This is a genomic window from Pseudoduganella sp. (assembly GCF_041914865.1).
Taxonomy (GTDB): domain Bacteria; phylum Pseudomonadota; class Gammaproteobacteria; order Burkholderiales; family Burkholderiaceae_D; genus Rugamonas.
In genome coordinates, this window is the sequence record NZ_JAYSCO010000064.1 from 18,886 (window position 1) to 32,652 (window position 13,767).

Sequence of the window (13,767 nt, forward strand, 5' to 3'; positions counted from 1 at the left end):
CTCCTTACTTCTTCTTGCGGATAATCGCAGCCCAGCCGCCGCCCGGCGCCAGCTGCATGGTCAGGCGGCTGGCGCGCGTCACGCTGGCGCTGCCCTGCTGCACGTCGATCGCGAAGACAGCCGCATTCGGCCCGTCCGCCATGCTCTCGAGCTGGTATTCGCCATCGCCCAGGAAGGACAGGTCCAGCTCCAGGTCGCGCCCATCGGCCCCGGTCATGGCGCCCACATACCAGGTATCGCCATGGCGGCGCGCCATTGCCACATAGCGCCCCAGCTGCGCATGCAGCACGCGGCTCTCGTCCCACTCCACCGGCACCTGGCGGATGAACGCCAGCGAGGAAGCATTGGCGCGGTACTGCGAAGGGCTGTCGGCCAGCATCTGCAGCGGGCTCTCATAGATCACATACATGGCCAGCTGGTGCGCGCGCGTGCCCTGGCTCATGGGACGGTCGAAACTGGCCACGAAATCCTTGCGGTGGGCATTGCTCATGGCGCCCGGCGTGTAGTCCACCGGCCCGGCAAACATGCGGATGAAGGGCAGGGTGACGTCGTGTTCCGGCGTCTGCTTGTCGCTCCACTTATTGTTCTCCAGCCCCTTCACGCCCTCGAAGGTCAGCACGTTGGGCCAGGTGCGCTGCAGGCCGCTCGGCTTGAAGTTGCCGTGGAAGTCCACCAGCAGGCGGCGCGCCGCCGCTTCCTTCGCCACACGCTCGTAGTAATTCACCATCCACTGGTCGGAACGCTGCATGAAGTCGACCTTGATGCCGGCCGCGCCCCAGCGCGCGAACTGGTCCAGCGCCGCCGTCATCTGCGCGTCGAGCGTCTTCCACGACACCCACAGGATGATGCCCACGCCGCGCTGGCGGCCGTAATCCATCAGCTCCTGCATGTCGATTTCCGGCTTCACGGCCAGCAGGTCGCCCAGCTTGTACCAGCCCTCATCCATGATGATGTATTCCAGCCCGTTCTCCGCCGCGAAATCGATGTAGTGGCGATAGGTGCGGGTATCCAGGCCGGACTTGAACGGCACGCCGTACAGCTTGTTGCCGTTGTACCAGTCCCACGCCACCTTGCCCGGTTTGATCCAGCCGGTCTCCTTCAGCTCCTGCGGATCGGCCAGCAGGTAGGGCATCTGGTTCAGCAGCAGGCCGCCGGCATCGGCCGCGATGCCCAGGATGCGCCATGGGAAGGCGCGCTTGCCCGCCGTGCGCGCGATGTACGGCGCCTCCTGCGAGACCGGCACATTGCGGTCGTCGCGCGCGATATCGGCCAGCGCCACCTTCGGGAACACCGCGCGCAGGCCGGCCGGCTCGCCGCGCAGGTAGAGGCCGGGATAGTCGCGCAGCCCCGACTCGGTATACACGATATGCACGCCGCCGCCCTGCACCAGGGCCGGCACGCCGACCAGCTTGCCCGCCGCCTCGGCCACCGGCATCGGCTGGTAATAGTGCTCGTTATGCGACTGCATGGACTTTTCCTGCGGCCAGTACAGCGTATCCTGCGCCCGCACGTTGACGCCGGCCTGTTCGTCCTCCACCGTCACCTGGCCCGGCAGGCTGGTGCGGAAGCGGTAGGCCACGCCTTCGTCATACGCGCGCACTTCCAGCGCGTAGCCGCCGGCAAAATCCAGCTGCAAGGCGTTGTAATGGTCGCGCACCACGCGCGACTTCTGCGCCACCACCGGGCGCACGGTGGCGTCCACGCTGTGGCGCTGCTGGCCGGTCAGGCGCGGCTTGTCGCCCAGGGTGCCGATGCCGCTCAAGGTCATGCCGATCGGCGTCGGCAGCACCAGCGGCACGCCGCGATGGCTGACCGAAAACGCCAGGCGCTCGCCAGTATCGATGGTAACGCGCAGCTGGCGGTCGGGCGAGCTGAGTTCGAGGGAGCGCGCCGCCAGGCTGGCCAGCGGCGCGATCAGGAGCAGCGCGCCGGCCAGGCCGCGCGCGAAGAATTGCTTTCTCAAGGGATGTCTCCGGATAGTCTTGTGCCAGGCCATGCTAAGCGCGCCAGGCGATGCCAATCCAATGACTTTTTATGCGATTTCGATATCGAATGCGGTATCCATGGATGGCGCCAGCCCCGCCGCCGCCGGCAGCGGCACCGGCACCACGGTTGGCGGCTGCGGCGCCGTCGCCTCGCTGCGGATCGCCTGCAGCAGCAGTTCAGCGCCCGGCGACAGGATGCGGTCGCGCCGGCGGATGATGCCGAACGCGTCCATGCGGCAGTCCAGCTCCAGCGGCAGGATGGCCAGCAGGCCCAGCTCCTGGTAGCGCAAGGCCACGTCGGCCGACATCACGTTCAGCGCATCGCTCATCTGCAGCATGCTGGTGATCAGCACGATCTCGCTGGTATCGACCACATCGACCGGCGGCTCCAGGCCCACGTTGTGGAACAGCTGGTCGAAGCGCTGGCGCAGGATGCTGCCCGGCGGCGGCGTGATCCACGGCGCCTGCGCCAGGTCGCGCAGGGTCAGGTCGCTGCGCGCCGCCAGCGGATGGCCGGCGCGCGCCACCGCCACCACCGGCTCCGGCGCCAGCTCCTCGTACTGCAGGTTGGCATGGTCGTGGAAGGTGGTCATGCGCGCCAGCAGGAAGTCCAGCGTGCCGCGCTCCAGCCGCTCCAGCAGCTCGTTGCTGGACTCGATCTGCACCCCGATGCGCAGCTGCGGCACCTGCTGTTTGACGCGCGTGATGGCGCGCGGCAGCAGGCGCAGGGCAGGGGTCATGACGCTGCCCACATCGACCTGGCCCGCCAGGCCCGACTTGAGCGCAACGATATCCTCATGCGCGCGCGCCAGGCTGGTGAGCGCCATGCGCGCATGGCGGATCATGCTCTCGCCGTAAATGGTCGGCTCCATGCCGCGCGGCAGGCGCTCGAACAGCGAAATGCCAAGCATGTCCTCCAGGTCCTTGAGCTGCTTGGAGGCGGCCGGCTGCGTCATGCACAGCGCCTCGGCGGCGCGGTGGATATTGCGCTCGTCGTCGATGGCGATCAGCAGCAGCAGTTGGCGCGTCTTCAGGCGCGCACGCAGGAACCAGTTCGGATTGATGGCATTCATGGCTGTCTCTTTCGTTTTGTACGCCGTTTTTAACATACATAAATTGATATCAGTGTTGTCCAAATGTTGATTGGACTCATATCCAGCGCGCCCCTAACATAATCGGCACAATTCTCACGAAGGAAGTGCATGGCATACCAGTGGCGGACGGATTTGGGCAGCACAGCGCGCGCGCTGACAGCGCATTGCGACACCCTGGGTGAAGGCGTGCATTGGTGCGCCGACAGCCAGCGCCTGTGGTGGACCGATATCGAAGGCGCCGCGCTGTATTCCTGCGCCAGCAACGGCAGCATGCTGCGCCGCTGGGAGATGCCGGAGCGCGTCGCCTCGCTGGCGCCCACTTCGCGCAGCGGCGTGATCCTGCTTGGCATGGCATCGCGCCTGGCCCTGTTCCAGGTGGCCGACCGCAAGATCCACACCCTGCACCGGCTCGAACTGGCGCCAGGCGTGCGCGTCAACGACGGCCGTTGCGACCGCAGCGGGCGCTTCGTCTTCGGCACCATGAACGAAGCGCCGGGCCACGCCCCGCTGGGCCGCTTCTATCGCCTGAACCGCGACCTCACGCTCGAAACGCTCGACCTGCCGGCCGTGGGGATCGCCAACAGCATCTGCTTCTCGCCCAACGGCGACACCATGTACTTCTGCGACTCGCGCGATTCGCGCATCCTGTGCTGCGACTATCCCTCGCTGGCCCATATCCGCGTCTTCGCCACGCTGGCCATCGGCGTGCCGGACGGCGCCTGCGTCGATGCCGGCGGCCACCTGTGGACCGCGCAATGGGGCGGCTGGCAGCTGGCGCGCTACACGCCGCAAGGGGAACTGGAGCGCACCTTGCCCCTGCCGGTGGCGCAGCCAAGCTGCGTCTCGCTGGGCGGGGAAGGGCTGGACGAGCTGTTCGTCACCAGCGCCCGCCAGTCGCTCACGCCGGCCCAGCTGGCACTGCAACCGCGCGCCGGCGCCTTGTTCCGCGTCTCCGTGATGGAAGTGCGCGGCCTTGCCGAAAGCCGCTTTGAATTCCATGCACACTAAGCTCCTGCACCTGCGCCACGGTGCGCTGCGCGCCCAGCTCGCTCCCGGCATCGGCGGCTCGATCGCGCGCTTCTACAGTGAGCTGGGGGACGGCCGCCGCTGGCACTGGCTGCGTCCCGCCACCGACGGCGCCCTGCGCGCCCGCGACGCGCGCGCCATGGCCAGCTTCCCGCTGCTGCCGTTCTCCAACCGCCTGCGCGAGGGCCGCGCCACCTATCGCGGCCGCGCCATCGCGCTGCAGCCGCACGACAGCACCGCACCGCATGCCCTGCATGGCCTGGGCTGGCAGTTGCCGTGGCAGTCCAAGCGCATCGCGCCGGCCCACGCGCGCCTGAGCCTGGGCTACGAGGGCACGGCCGGCTGGCCCTGGCCGTTCCAGGCCACGCAGGATATCCGCCTGGACGACCAGGGACTGCTGCTCGAACTCTCCATCCGCAATCTCGGCACCAGCCCGATGCCGGTCGGCCTGGGCCACCATCCCTACCTGCCGCGCCGGCGCGGCACGCGCCTGGCCGCCGACCTGGCCGGCATGTGGGCGACCGACGCCGACTGCCTGCCGACGCAGCTGGAGCAGCCGCCCTTGCTCAACCAGCTGGCGCGCGGCCGCACCTTGCAGGGCCTGCACCTGGATAACAACTTCTGCGGCTGGCAGGGCGTGGCACGGGTCGACTGGCCAGCCAGCGGCTTCCACCGCCACGCCGCCCTGACCCTGCGCGCCCAGGCGCCCCTAACCCTGCTGGCGCTCTACCTGCCGCCGCAGGCGCCCTGGTTCTGCGTCGAGCCGGTCAGCAACTGCACCGACTGGCTCAACCTGGACGGCTACCCGCCCGAAGCCACCGGCGGCAACGAGCTGGCGTCGGGCGCCACCCTGCACAGCACCCTGCGCTTTGAGACTTTTATGAAGTAAGCCGCGCGCCACCCTTCTGCCGAGCTCGGTTAATATGACGCCCTTTCGCAATAACGGCGGCAGAAGTAATGAAGTTTGGTGTTATCAATTTTCTAAAAGCAGGCGCGGCACAATTGATTGTTTTGCACCATCTGGCCTTTTACGGCCCGATGTCCGACCATGTGCGCCTGATGCTGCCCGAGCTGGTCGACTGGCTGGCTGGCAGCGCCCGCATCGCCGTGCAGGTCTTCCTGGTGGTGGGCGGCTTCCTCGCCGCCAAATCGCTGGCACCGCAGGCGCAGCCCGGCATCGCTGACCCGCTCGGCGCCATCTGGCGCCGCTACCTCAAACTGGCGCCACCCTTCATCGCCGCCACCTTGTTGGCCGCTGCCGCCACCGCGCTGGCCAGCAGCTGGATGACGCACGACTCCATTTCCGACCCCGCCACGCTGGGGCAGCTGGCAGCCCACGCCTTGCTGTTGCAAAGCGTGCTCGGATACCCCGCGCTGTCGGCCGGCGCCTGGTACGTCGCCATCGATTTCCAGCTGTACGCGCTAGTGGTGATGATGCTGTGGCTGTCCCGGCGCCGCGCCTGGATGTTGCCGCTGCTGGTGGCGACAGGCTGCGCGCTGTCGCTGCTGCACTTCAACCTTGACCCCGATTGGGACAACTGGGCGCCGTACTTCTTCGGCAGCTACGCGCTCGGCATGGCCGCATGGTGGGCCAGCGACCCGCACCGCAAAACCAGCGCCGCACTGCTGATGCTGGCCGCCTGCATGCTGGCCCTGGTGGCGCTGGTGGTCGATTTCCGCAGCCGTCTCGCACTGGCCCTGGTGGTGGCCTGCGTGCTGGTGCTGTTCGGCCGCATGCGCACGGCAGGAGAGGGACGCGGCTGGGCCACGATCGACTGGCTGGCGCAGATTTCCTACGCCGTGTTCCTGATCCACTTCCCGGTCAGCCTGCTGGTGAACGCCGCCTTCACCCGCTTCGTGCCGCCCGAGCCGGAGCTGCAAGGCCTGGGCATGCTCACCGCCTGGGCCGCCAGCCTCGCCGCCGGCGCCGCCTTCCACCGCTGGATCGAAGTGCCGCTGGGCCGCTACTTCAGCGCCCCACGCAGCGCTATCGCTGGCCGCGCAGCGACGGCATGATGTCGTCCAGGCGCGCCACGCTGAATGTCGGTCGCGCCTCGCTGTCGTTGGCCTGCCGGTTCGGGTTGAACCAGCAGCTGTCGATGCCGAAACGGTTGGCGCCGAGGATGTCCGCATCGAGCCGGTCGCCGATGATGATGGTCGACTCCTTGGCAAAGGTGCGCGCCATATTCGTGGCGAATTCGAAGAAGCGGCTATCCGGCTTGGCGTAGCCGCAGGCCTCCGACGTTGCGGTGAACGAGATGTAATCGCCCAGTCCCGAGCTGGCGATGCGGCGGTCCTGGATATGCGCCACGCCGTTGGTGATGATGCCCACTTCGCCCACCTCCGCCAGGGCCTCGCACACGCGCCGGGCACCATCCACCAGCACCACCGTTTCCGACAGCGACTCCAGGTAGCGGTGGCTCGCCGCCGCCGGATCAATCTCCAGTCCATTCGCGTCAAAGGTGCGGCGGAAACGCTCCACCTTGAGGAACTCCTTCGTCACCGTGCCCGCTTCGAACGCGCGCCACAGTTCCGTATTAAACGCCTGGTACTGCTGGAACAGCCCATCGACCGGCTGCCCGAAGCCCAGGCCGCGCATGACGCGCTCAAACGAGAGTTTTTCCGAAGCGCGGAAGTCGAGCAGGGTGTCGTCAAGGTCAAACAGGAAGAGATTGTGCTTCATCGGGATTTGCGGCTATGCTTGCGCGGTTGTCAGACTTGTTAGTAATGCTGGATGAAATCTCGATCGACGCAACTTAGCACCAAGCTGCTGTACATCGTAGCGGCAATCGCCATCGTGCTGAACTGGTACAACTCCCCGGACAATGGCGCCCGCCATTTTACCCTCGCGGTGGCGGGGCTGTTCGTATTCGTGGCAATCAAGGGAGGCTGGGGTAATGCTTTCGTCAACCGGCTATCGGAGCTGCTGGCGATGGTTTTCCTTGGCGTGCTGGCCATTAAGTACTTCCTCTAGATGATGCCGGGCCGCAGAACTTAGTAAAGGGTGGTCCTCTGCCGCTCCGGCAGCTCCCGGTCGTATTGCTCGGCATTGATCTGCGCGTTGCTGAAAGCGGCCAGCATGGTGCCAGGACTCGGTAGCTTGGCCGTCCCCCCAGCCGCCGTGCCCTGCCACAAGCGCGAGCGCTGGATCGCTCGCGCGCACTGGAAGTAGGCCGTCTCCACGCGGATCACCAGCACGCACTTGGGCTGCTTGCCATCGACTGCAAAGCGCTCCAGCAGTTCCGGTGCGACGCTGATGCGCGCCGTGCCGTTCACCCGCAGCGTCTCGCCCACGCCGGGGATCAGGAACAGCAATGCCATGCGCGGGTCGGCGATCAGGTTGCGCAGGCTATCCACACGATTGTTGCCGCGCCGCTCGGGCAGGAGCAGGGTATGCTCGTCCTCCACCACCACAAAGCCCGGCGCATCGCCGCGCGGCGAGGCATCCAGCCCGCCTGGCCCCGACGTTGCCAGCACGGCGAACGGCGATGCTTCGACCATGGCGCGGTAATGCGGATGGATGAAGGACTGCTCTTTCTGGATCGACGCCTGACCTACCTCGCCGAACAGCGCTTCCAGTTGTTCCAGGGTGTCGATCACGCCGGATGCGGAAAGGGGATTCACTTGCTTGTGTCCTTGGATGGTGAAGAAGAGTAGGGATTCTACCGCCTATGCAGGTCATGCCGGTCCATCAGCTCAATGATCCAGTCGATGAACACGCGCAGCTGTTTGCGGACGTAGCGGTTGGGCGGATATGCCACGTGCAGCGGCATGGACTCAATGTGCCATTCGGTGAACAGCGGCACTAGTGCGCCGCTGGCGACGTGTGCGTTAGCCATGTACTTCGGCAGCCATAGCACGCCCAGCCCCGCCAGTCCGGCGGTGAGGTAAGCGTTGCCGTCATCGATCGCCAGGAAGTAGCGGCCGCTGACTTTAACGCGCTCTCCGGATTTTTCCATCTCGTATGGCAAACCGTTCCGCCAGCGGTAGTGGACGATGCGGTGGCCGGGGTTATGCAAATCGTCTGGATGCGCCGGCGCCCCGGCCTGGGCCAGGTAAGATGGCGCCGCGTATACGCCCAATTGCAGGTCTGCGATGCGGCGCGCAACGAGGGAGTTGTCTTCGATTTCGCCGCCGCGCACCACGCAATCCACGTTGTCGCCAATGAGGTCGACTTTACGGTCGCTGGCGCCGACTTCGAGCTGGATGTCCGGGAAGCGGGCGTGGAATTCAGGCAGCGCCGGAACAAGGATGATGTTGGCAAATGGGCTTGGCACATCCACCCGCAGCAGGCCGCGAGGCGCGCTGGATTCGGTGAGGATGTTGTCTTCGATATCGTCAAGCTCGGCCAGCAGGCGGATCACCCGCTCGTAATAGGCGGCACCGGCCGTCGTCACGTTCACTTTGCGCGTTGTCCGGTTGAGCAGCTTGATGCGCAGGCTGGCTTCCAGCTGCTGCACCAATTGCGTGACCGTGGTCTTGCTTACCTCCAGCGTTTCCGCAGCTTTGGTAAAGCTGCCTGCCTCAACGACTCGGACGAATGCGCGCATGCCCTCGAGTTTGTCCATAGTTTGGAATTCTCAAACAGAGTAGTAATGTTTTTGCAGTTTATCCGAATGATCGGCGGAACTATAGTGTTCGCACGTTTATCAACAGGAGAAAACATCATGAAAACGCGCGAAACCATCTTCCCCGCCGGTCGGCATGAACTCTACGCAGTCCATAAATATTCCGCGGCGATCCGGTCGGGGGACTTGCTGTTCGTCTCGGGGCAGGTCGGCAGCCGCACCGACGGCACGCCGGAGCCGGAATTCGAAGCGCAGGTGCGCCTTGCGTTTGCCAACCTGAAGGCGACGCTGGAGGCGGGCGGATGCGGGCTGGCCGATATCGTGGACGTTACGACTTTCCACACCAATCCGGAAAGCCAGTTCGAGACGGTCCTGGCGATGAAGGACGAGATGTTTCCCCAGGCGCCTTATCCGAATTGGACCGCTGTTGGCGTGACCTGGCTGGCGGGCTTCGACTTCGAGATCAAAGTCATTGCCCGCATTCCGGGCTGACAATGGCATGGGCATACCGCCCGGCCTGCACCGCCAGCCCTGGCTGTGCTTTTACTGCGGCTTGCCAGTGCCCAGCTTTGCCAATTGTTCGCGCGCATATCCTGCGCTTGAATGGTTGGGCGCCAGTTCCAGGAAGCTGGCGTAGGCTTTGCGGCTCCGCTCAAGATCGCCTTGCCGCTGCTGCGCATCGCCCAGGTTCAGGTAAGCGATGGCGCGCGAAGCATCGATCTTGATCGTGTTCTCGAACCAGCGTGCCGCCTCCGCATACTTGCTTTGTTTGAAGTACACGAAGCCCAGATTGTTGGCCGCAAGGCCGAAGTCCGGACGGTGCTTCAACGCCTCGGTGAAGGCCGCTTCCGCCTGCGCATACTGTTTTTCCTTATACAGCTGCAGGCCACGGTCATTCGCGCGCTGCGCCAGCTGGCGGCTGGATGCGTCCACCGGCTTCGGTGCGGCCAGCTTCTGCTCTTCGCCTTGCAGGTTCTTCACGACGACGCTGTTGCCGTCGGCCTGCTGGCGGCGACCCGTGTCAAGTTTGCTGTTCAGGGCAATAGCTTCCGGCGAGAGCTGAGCGCTGCCTTCGCTCAGGAACTCGGCTTCCGCAGGCAGCTGGAACACAAACTCGCCACCCTCCGAACCTGGCAGGCTGCCAAAGGCCGGCGTCTGCTGCGACACGCTGGCCACGGCCGGCGCAACGTAGGCCGCCAGTTCGGTAGCGGTGATCATGCCGTCGCTATTCAGGTCCGCCTTGCCGCCCAGCGCCTGCAGCAGCGTCCAGGTGAAGACCGAATGGCCATTGGGGCCGCCATCCGCCACCATCTGGTCGGCGCCGCCTGCGGTCAGCATTTGGCGGCCAATGCGGCGCGCATTGTCGCGCAGGAAGGCCGAAGTTCCGCCCGCGCGGGTCAGGCCAAGGCCGCTATAGCAGGCGTCCATCACGAACAGCAAGTGCTTGGAGTTCACGCTCTCGGCGATGTTCTGCAGCTCCGACATGGGGATGGCATCCACGCTGACTTGCTGCGGGTCGGAATCCACCGGGACGATGTAGCCCAGGCTGCGGCCGGAGCTTAGCTGGCGGGTCGCACCATGGCCGGCGAAGAAGACAAAGATCCGGTCATCCTTTTTCAGCTTGGCGTTCGCCAGCTTCTCATGGAAGAGGGCGAGGATGTTGTTGCGGGTCGCCTCGCCATTGGACAGGGTGAAAACGCGGCTGCTGTCGAAACCGAAGCGGTTGACCAGCGTGTCGCGGATCGCCTTTGCATCCTGCACCGCGTACTGCAGCTTGGGCCATTTCTGGTATTCGTTGATGCCGATGACCACCGCATAGCTGTCGGCATAACCGGTGCTGACGGCGACTTTATCGGGTGCCGGCTTGCCGGCCTTGGTGATCGTGAATTCGCTGCCGTCCCAGGTGGCGAAGCTGTAGCCATCGGCCACCAGCTTGTCCAGCACCAGCGGCAGCGTTTTAACGGTGCGTTCGTGGATATCGTGGAACAGGATGATGCCGCGCTTTTCCTTCTCCACCAGATCCAGTACGCGGCTGGCGATGGACGTGGGCACCGGATCGGCCCAGTCGAGCGAATCGATATTCCACATGACAGAGCGCAGGCCCAGTTTGTTCAGCACCGCCAGCCCTTCGGCATTGCGCGCGCCGTAAGGGAAGCGGAACAGCGGCGAGCGGCGCGTATCGACCGCCTTCAGCAACTGGTCCGCCTGGGCGATCTCGCCAAATAGCTGGTCGCCTTTTTCCTTGGACAGCAGGGCATGGCTGTAACTGTGGTTGGCCAGCACATGGCCGCCTTCCAGCAGGCGGCGGCTGGCGGCTGCGTTTTTGCTCAGCGCCTCCTTGCCCTTGGCATCGACCTGGCCCAGGTTTTTCCCGACCTGGAAGAACACGGCCGGCACGCCATATTGCTTGAGGATGGCCGCCACTTCGTCGGTGTAGGTGGCATGTGGACCATCGTCGAAGGTCAGCAGCACGGTTTTCGGTGGCAGGGAGCGGCCGAAATCCTCCGCTGCGGTTTCGTCGCCGCCAGGCTTGACTGGATACGGCACGATGACGCCGTAGTCCTTCATGATCTGTTCGCGGCTGAAGAGCTTTTTCAAATGCTCGACATACGCATCCCACCGTTCGCGTTTCGGCACGATGGCGCGCTGGTCGAAGCGGGCGAAGATGCCTTGCAGCTCCTTGTCGTACTGGCGTTCGATATCCTCCAGCGCCGCCAGGTCTTCGCTGACGCGCTTGTGCAGCTTGATGCCGGGCAGCGTCTGGTTCAGGGCGGCCAGGCGCTGCATCTCGACCAGCACTTCGCGGAAGGCGAGGCGGTCGGCGTCGTACAGGTCGGAAGCGGATTCGATGTAAGTCAGCAGGATGTCATAGGCCGCGTCGCGCTGGGACGCCGGCGCTTCCTGCAACTTCGCCAGCAATTGGCGCACCTTGCCGTAGCGCTCGACGTTCTCGTGGAAGAGGACCTGACCAACCTGGGCCGCCGCCTTGCGGTCCGGCTCCGACATGGATTTTTCTTCCGCCAGCAGGACGATGATCTTGCGGTAGCTGGCCAGGATACTTTGCAGCTCGGCCTCGATAGGGGCATGCGGATTGACGGCTTCGGGCGCTACCGCCGCCACCGCTGGTTGCGTGCCGCGTGTTTTATAGAAGGCGGCGCCTGCCGCAGCAGCGGCGACGATGGCCGCGCCGATTATGAGGGGTTTGGAGAACTTCAAAGGTGTACTGCCTGGTGGACAAAGAACGGCAGCATATCATCTTGCACTGATGAAAAGTGCGCGGATTCTCACGCCATTGGCATCGCTGTACGGAAGCGAAAGGCCGGCGGGGTGCGAGAACCCTGCCGGCCATAGGGCAAATGAAGCCAGGCCTCTTTATCTAATGTGCGCGCTGAAAGTAGGGCTTGAACGCTTCCTGCATTTCAGGCGACAAGCGATGAAAGTCAATACGCTGCTTCCTGATTTGGGCACGCAGACCTTGCGTACCTCCTGCAGCGCGTGCCAGGCGCGTTACCAGATCCTGGGCGAGTTCTTGTAGTACTTCCCGCGGAATTTGCCCTGGGTCGCGCACCGCAAACGTTTCCCGCGCCGGATCGCCATGACACTCGGTGCCGGAGACCTTATAAACTCCGCCATCGACGTGTTGAAGATACGGGCGCTGGTCCGGTGTTGGGGTGCGGCGCTTCGAATACCCGTTAGTGAGGTAATAGGTAGCGGTCGAATCCTTGGCAACACCGAAGATCCATTGGCGTGTGGCCCACGTCTCGTTGTCGGCCATCTGCTCGCACAGTGCACGTACATCTTCAGGCACAGCATCCAGTTTGATGCCCGTTAAAGGAACCCGCAGGCCCAGGATGGGATCACGCAAGAATTGCGGAGGATGTTTGCTTTCTTGTGCGCTCGCGCTGGCGCAGACGACCGCCAGGAGAACGGCTACGCACCTGCTCTTAATAGCGGTAGACAACATGGCTTGGTCTTTCTGCTCGGTATCCGGGACCTGCCCAGAAGTCACTTTGAATGAAATCGGAAATCCAGCTGCTCCCATCGTATCCGGCAACGTGTCCGTTCTGATTGCCTCCGGCATACGGTTGCATGACCATAACGTCTCCCCTCATAAAATGAAAGGTGTCCGGGTTGTCGACTGTAATTGCATGGAAGCCGATTTGAAGTAGAACCGGGCCGAAGTCTTTACCCGACGGCGCATACTGTGTAATTTGCGCCCCGGCAGCCTGAAGCGCCATGCGTACATACTTCGCGCATTTTCCCTGCCCAAACCCCGGGAGCGCATTGCTCCGCAGATGCTGCGCAAACTGATCCAGATTAAGTGGCATGACCAGCCTTTAAGCGATCTTGTTGGTGGCCAGATCCCAGCCGCCAGAGGTATTGCCGCCAGCACCACCGCTAATCTTCTGTTGCGTGTATTTCCACTTCACTTTCGAGAATTTCAAATTGACGTTCTCTGTCAGAAGCGTGTCGCTTCCGCCCAAGTGCGGGGTCACCATGCTGATCAGGACGTTTTCGAGCTCAATGTCGAAATACTTCACGCGATCGCCGTTTGCATCGGCCCGGAAGAATTCAAACTTGGCTTTCGGGATGGTCTTACCGGAAGCGCATGTTTGCAGCAGGATGGGGGACGACATATCACTGAACTTGGAAAACGAGATGTCAGACAGTTCCGCGCGTTCGGCAGTGTGGCCGCCGCCAGTCGATGCGGTAGCGCTTTTCGGCTGGTGCACGCCCCAGTGGATGCCCCTGACTTCGATCCATTCTTTGTGTTTGTCGTCTTGGGATTCGCCTTTGATACCATCGATTTGCAGATATACGTCAATTGCCATAATTTCCTCATGAAGAATAAACTTTGCGAATGTTAAAAATTTAGCAATAGTAAAATTATAGCTATGAAATTATTTGAGTGATTGGTTGGCGCAAGTCAATCGTGCGCGCCTCAGTGGGAGGGCGATTTGCCCCCGAGTTGGGATTGAAAATGGGCCAGAAAACAAAAAAGCCCCTGAACCGAAGTTCAGGGGCTTCTCTGCGTATCTTGGTAGGCCGTGCGGGGCTCGAACCTGCGACCAACGGATTAAAAGTCCGCTGCTC

13 protein-coding genes are annotated in these 13,767 nt (G+C 63.6%); 5 read left to right on the forward strand and 8 right to left on the reverse strand.

Features of this window, described 5'->3' with window-relative positions; translation table 11 throughout:
• Positions 1 to 4 precede the first annotated feature (4 nt).
• Together ACE3TQ_RS22500 and ACE3TQ_RS22505 are read right to left on the reverse strand one after the other, a co-directional pair.
• Complete coding sequence (locus tag ACE3TQ_RS22500) at positions 5 to 1,963, reverse strand: glycoside hydrolase family 97 protein (RefSeq protein ID WP_374585199.1); 1,959 nt, start codon at positions 1,961 to 1,963, stop codon at positions 5 to 7.
• A gap of 69 nt (positions 1,964 to 2,032) precedes the next feature.
• On the reverse strand, positions 2,033 to 3,058 hold the full coding sequence (locus ACE3TQ_RS22505) for a LysR family transcriptional regulator (protein WP_374585201.1): 1,026 nt from the start codon (positions 3,056 to 3,058) through the stop codon (positions 2,033 to 2,035).
• Between the two features lie 129 nt (positions 3,059 to 3,187).
• On the opposite strand from ACE3TQ_RS22505, the gene ACE3TQ_RS22510 reads away from it, so the two are divergent.
• The 3 genes from ACE3TQ_RS22510 (at position 3,188) to ACE3TQ_RS22520 (ending at position 6,121) form a co-directional block, all read left to right on the forward strand.
• On the forward strand, positions 3,188 to 4,087 hold the full coding sequence (locus tag ACE3TQ_RS22510; RefSeq protein WP_374585203.1) for an SMP-30/gluconolactonase/LRE family protein: 900 nt from the start codon (positions 3,188 to 3,190) through the stop codon (positions 4,085 to 4,087).
• Positions 4,077 to 4,994, forward strand: a complete 918-nt coding sequence (locus ACE3TQ_RS22515; protein ID WP_374585205.1) for an aldose 1-epimerase — start codon at positions 4,077 to 4,079, stop codon at positions 4,992 to 4,994. The genes ACE3TQ_RS22510 and ACE3TQ_RS22515 overlap by 11 nt, the downstream gene beginning before the upstream one ends.
• Positions 4,995 to 5,062: 68 nt before the next feature.
• Positions 5,063 to 6,121: an acyltransferase family protein gene (locus ACE3TQ_RS22520; protein WP_374585207.1), complete on the forward strand. Its 1,059-nt coding sequence runs from the start codon at positions 5,063 to 5,065 to the stop codon at positions 6,119 to 6,121.
• On the opposite strand, the gene ACE3TQ_RS22525 is transcribed toward ACE3TQ_RS22520, so the two are convergent.
• Entirely contained in the window at positions 6,093 to 6,788 is a 696-nt protein-coding gene (locus ACE3TQ_RS22525; RefSeq protein WP_374585209.1) for a YjjG family noncanonical pyrimidine nucleotidase, read from the reverse strand. The genes ACE3TQ_RS22520 and ACE3TQ_RS22525 overlap by 29 nt on opposite strands.
• 51 nt (positions 6,789 to 6,839) lie before the next feature.
• On the opposite strand from ACE3TQ_RS22525, the gene ACE3TQ_RS22530 reads away from it, so the two are divergent.
• Positions 6,840 to 7,079 carry a hypothetical protein gene (locus tag ACE3TQ_RS22530; protein WP_374585211.1) on the forward strand — a complete coding sequence of 80 codons (240 nt, stop codon included), beginning with the start codon at positions 6,840 to 6,842 and terminating at the stop codon, positions 7,077 to 7,079.
• Between the two features lie 20 nt (positions 7,080 to 7,099).
• Here ACE3TQ_RS22530 and ACE3TQ_RS22535 read toward each other — a convergent pair whose 3' ends face one another.
• Positions 7,100 to 7,729 (reverse strand): pyridoxamine 5'-phosphate oxidase family protein, encoded by a 630-nt coding sequence (locus ACE3TQ_RS22535; protein WP_374585213.1) that lies wholly within the window; start codon positions 7,727 to 7,729, stop codon positions 7,100 to 7,102.
• Between the two features lie 38 nt (positions 7,730 to 7,767).
• Complete coding sequence (locus ACE3TQ_RS22540) at positions 7,768 to 8,673, reverse strand: LysR substrate-binding domain-containing protein (protein ID WP_374585215.1); 906 nt, start codon at positions 8,671 to 8,673, stop codon at positions 7,768 to 7,770.
• Between the two features lie 99 nt (positions 8,674 to 8,772).
• Here ACE3TQ_RS22540 and ACE3TQ_RS22545 point away from each other — a divergent pair, with 99 nt between their 5' ends.
• Positions 8,773 to 9,165 (forward strand): RidA family protein, encoded by a 393-nt coding sequence (locus ACE3TQ_RS22545; protein ID WP_374585217.1) that lies wholly within the window; start codon positions 8,773 to 8,775, stop codon positions 9,163 to 9,165.
• Between the two features lie 51 nt (positions 9,166 to 9,216).
• On the opposite strand, the gene ACE3TQ_RS22550 is transcribed toward ACE3TQ_RS22545, so the two are convergent.
• From ACE3TQ_RS22550 to ACE3TQ_RS22560, 3 genes are all read right to left on the reverse strand, one after another.
• Positions 9,217 to 11,889, reverse strand: coding sequence for a polysaccharide deacetylase family protein (locus tag ACE3TQ_RS22550; RefSeq protein WP_374585219.1), 2,673 nt, complete (start codon positions 11,887 to 11,889; stop codon positions 9,217 to 9,219).
• A 160-nt stretch (positions 11,890 to 12,049) separates the two neighbouring features.
• Positions 12,050 to 12,754 carry a hypothetical protein gene (locus ACE3TQ_RS22555; protein ID WP_374585220.1) on the reverse strand — a complete coding sequence of 235 codons (705 nt, stop codon included), beginning with the start codon at positions 12,752 to 12,754 and terminating at the stop codon, positions 12,050 to 12,052.
• 256 nt (positions 12,755 to 13,010) lie between these two features.
• Entirely contained in the window at positions 13,011 to 13,505 is a 495-nt protein-coding gene (locus ACE3TQ_RS22560) for an Hcp family type VI secretion system effector (RefSeq protein WP_374585222.1), read from the reverse strand.
• Positions 13,506 to 13,767 lie beyond the last annotated feature (262 nt).

Excerpts from the sequence above, each read along its gene's own strand:
- ACE3TQ_RS22505 (WP_374585201.1), bottom strand. The coding sequence starts at position 3,058 with ATGAATGCCATCAATCCGAACTGGTTCCTGCGTGCGCGCCTGAAGACG.
- ACE3TQ_RS22510 (WP_374585203.1), top strand. The coding sequence starts at position 3,188 with ATGGCATACCAGTGGCGGACGGATTTGGGCAGCACAGCGCGCGCGCTG.
- ACE3TQ_RS22515 (WP_374585205.1), top strand. The coding sequence starts at position 4,077 with ATGCACACTAAGCTCCTGCACCTGCGCCACGGTGCGCTGCGCGCCCAG.
- ACE3TQ_RS22520 (WP_374585207.1), top strand. The coding sequence starts at position 5,063 with ATGAAGTTTGGTGTTATCAATTTTCTAAAAGCAGGCGCGGCACAATTG.
- ACE3TQ_RS22525 (WP_374585209.1), bottom strand. The coding sequence starts at position 6,788 with ATGAAGCACAATCTCTTCCTGTTTGACCTTGACGACACCCTGCTCGAC.
- ACE3TQ_RS22530 (WP_374585211.1), top strand. The coding sequence starts at position 6,840 with ATGAAATCTCGATCGACGCAACTTAGCACCAAGCTGCTGTACATCGTA.
- ACE3TQ_RS22540 (WP_374585215.1), bottom strand. The coding sequence starts at position 8,673 with ATGGACAAACTCGAGGGCATGCGCGCATTCGTCCGAGTCGTTGAGGCA.
- ACE3TQ_RS22545 (WP_374585217.1), top strand. The coding sequence starts at position 8,773 with ATGAAAACGCGCGAAACCATCTTCCCCGCCGGTCGGCATGAACTCTAC.
- ACE3TQ_RS22555 (WP_374585220.1), bottom strand. The coding sequence starts at position 12,754 with ATGCCGGAGGCAATCAGAACGGACACGTTGCCGGATACGATGGGAGCA.
- ACE3TQ_RS22560 (WP_374585222.1), bottom strand. The coding sequence starts at position 13,505 with ATGGCAATTGACGTATATCTGCAAATCGATGGTATCAAAGGCGAATCC.